This window comes from Devosia sp., from assembly GCF_041917035.1.
Taxonomy (GTDB): domain Bacteria; phylum Pseudomonadota; class Alphaproteobacteria; order Rhizobiales; family Devosiaceae; genus Devosia_A.
On sequence record NZ_JAYRYM010000379.1, the window covers coordinates 1 to 2,572 of the forward strand.

Here is a 2,572-nt window from a genome sequence, read left to right on the forward strand (position 1 = left end):
GCAAGGACATCATCCCCTACATCGTCAAGAACGGTTCCGCCTGGGCGCATCGCTTCCCGCGCTCGTGCGTGCGCTCGCCCAACGAGGAGGTCGCCTACTGGCGGGACGTCGGAACGGTGGATGCCTACTGGAAGGCCAATATCGACCTGACCGACGTGACCCCGCAGCTCGATCTCTACGATCGCGACTGGCCGATCTGGACCTTCGCCGAGATCACCCCGCCGGCCAAGTTCGTCCACGATTTCGACGGCCGACGCGGGCAGGCGGTCAACTCGCTGGTCTCCGGCGACTGCATCGTGTCCGGCGGGCAACTGACGCGCACGCTGCTGTCGACCGGCAGCCGCGTGCACTCCTATTCGGAACTGCACGAGGCGGTGGTGCTGCCGTACTGCTCGATCGGGCGGGGGGCGCGACTGAAGAAGGTCGTGCTGGACCGCGGCGTTTCCATCCCCGAGGGCCTCGTGGTCGGGGAGGATCCCGAGTTCGACGCGCAGTGGTTCCGCCGGACGCCGGATGGCGTGACGCTGGTGACCCAGCCGATGGTCGATCGCTATCTCGCCTCACGATGAACGGGGGCGGTTGCCCATGATCGAAGTCCTCTCGATCGCCTCCGAGGCCTACCCGCTGGTCAAGACCGGCGGGCTGGCCGACGTGGTCGGTGCCTTGCCGGCGGCGCTCGCCCCGCACGGGGTGTCGATGCGCGTGCTGTTGCCGGGCTATCCCAGGGTGATGGCGCGCATGGGGGCCGGGCGCGAGGTCGCGGGCTGGGCGGATTTCTTCGGCGGGGCGGCGCGTCTGATCGCCGGGCGGGCCGATGGGCTCGACGTGATCGCGCTCGAGGCCGGCCACCTCTACGATCGTCCGGGCAACCCCTACGTCACGGCGGAAGGCGTCGACTGGGCGGACAACTGGCGTCGCTTTGCGGCGTTGTCGTTTGCCGGCTACGAGCTGGCCCGCGGCGTGGTCGAGGGGTACCAGCCACAGCTGCTGCACTGCCACGACTGGCAGGCGGGCCTCGCCCCCGCCTATGTCCGCTACAATGCACCGGTGCCGGTCAAGACCGTGCTCACCGTGCACAACATCGCCTTCCAGGGGCGCTATGGCTGGGATGTGTTCAATGCGCTCAGGCTGGATCATCGCGCGGCGGCGGAGGGCGCGATCGAGTATTTCGGCGGCGTCGGCTACCTGAAGGCGGGCCTGCAATGCGCCGACGCGATCACCACCGTGTCGCCGACCTACGCGCACGAGATCCGCACCGTCGCCTATGGCATGGGCCTCGAGGGACTGCTGCAGGCACGGGCCGATGCGGTGCACGGCATTCTCAACGGCATCGACACCGTGGCGTGGGACCCCGGTCACGATCCGGCACTGGCGCAGGGCTTCACCGCCAGCACCATCGTCAGCCGGGCGGGCAACAAGCGGGCCGTCGAACAGCGCTTCGGGCTCGAACCGGGCGACGGGCCGATCTTCGCCGTCGTCAGCCGGCTCACCTGGCAGAAGGGCCTCGACATGCTGGTGCCGCTCTGCGACGACCTGGTGGCGCGCGGCGGGCGCCTCGTCGTGCTGGGCTCGGGCGATGCCGAGATCGAGAACGGGCTGAGGGGCGCGGCGATGCGTCATCCCGGCCGGGTCGGCGTGGTCGTCGGCTATGACGAGGGGCTCAGCCACCTGATCCAGGGCGGCGCCGACGTGATGGTGATTCCGTCGCGCTTCGAACCGTGCGGGCTGACTCAGCTCTACGGACTGCGCTATGGGTGCGTGCCGCTGGTGAGCCGCGTCGGCGGCCTGGCCGATACGGTGATCGATGCCAACGAGGCGGCCATCGAGGCCGGCGTGGCGACCGGCATCGTGTTCGCCCCGGCCACCGAGGAGGCGTTCGGGGAGGGCATCCGGCGGACCATTGCCCTCTTTCACCGTCCCAAGGTGTGGCACAAGATGCAGCGCCGCGGGATGAAGTCGGACGTCTCGTGGGAACTGAGCGCCGAGAAGTATGCCGATCTCTATGCGTCACTCCTGGGGCTGAAGCGCGATGACGATACTGACGATTGACACCACTCCCTTCGCGGACCAGAAGCCGGGCACATCGGGGCTGCGCAAGCGCACGCCGGTGTTCATGCAGCCGAACTATGTCGAGAACTTCGTGCAGTCGATCTTCGACAGCCTCGAGGGTTTCCAAGGCAAGACGCTCGTGGTGGGGGGCGACGGCCGCTACTTCAACGACGTGGCGATCCAGAAGATCATCCGCATCGCGTCGGCCAACGGCTTCGGGGCGGTGCTGGTGGGGCAGGGCGGCATCCTCTCGACGCCGGCGGCCAGCCATGTGATCCGCCACCACCGGGCGTTCGGCGGGATCATCCTGAGCGCCAGCCACAATCCGGGCGGGCCGGACGGCGATTTCGGCATCAAGTACAATGTCGGCAATGGCGGTCCGGCGCCGGAAAAGATCACCGACGCGATGTTCGCCCGCAGCAAGGCCATCGCGCGCTACCTGACGGTGGATGCGCCGGACGTCGATCTCAATGCGATCGGCACGCATCATTCGGCCGGCATGGTCGTCGAGGTCATCGACCCC

Annotated in this window: 1 protein-coding gene and 2 pseudogenes; all 3 read left to right on the top strand. The window is 68.2% G+C overall.

From position 1 onward, the window contains the following. Positions 1-569 (top strand): annotated as a pseudogene (locus ACE3TU_RS21305) (glucose-1-phosphate adenylyltransferase); the annotation flags it as partial. 19 nt (positions 570-588) lie between these two features. Next, on the top strand, positions 589-2,049 hold the full coding sequence (gene glgA / locus ACE3TU_RS21310; RefSeq protein ID WP_374627863.1) for a glycogen synthase GlgA: 1,461 nt from the start codon (positions 589-591) through the stop codon (positions 2,047-2,049). After that, positions 2,030-2,572, top strand: a pseudogene (locus ACE3TU_RS21315) (alpha-D-glucose phosphate-specific phosphoglucomutase); the annotation flags it as partial. The gene glgA and the pseudogene ACE3TU_RS21315, both read left to right, overlap by 20 nt.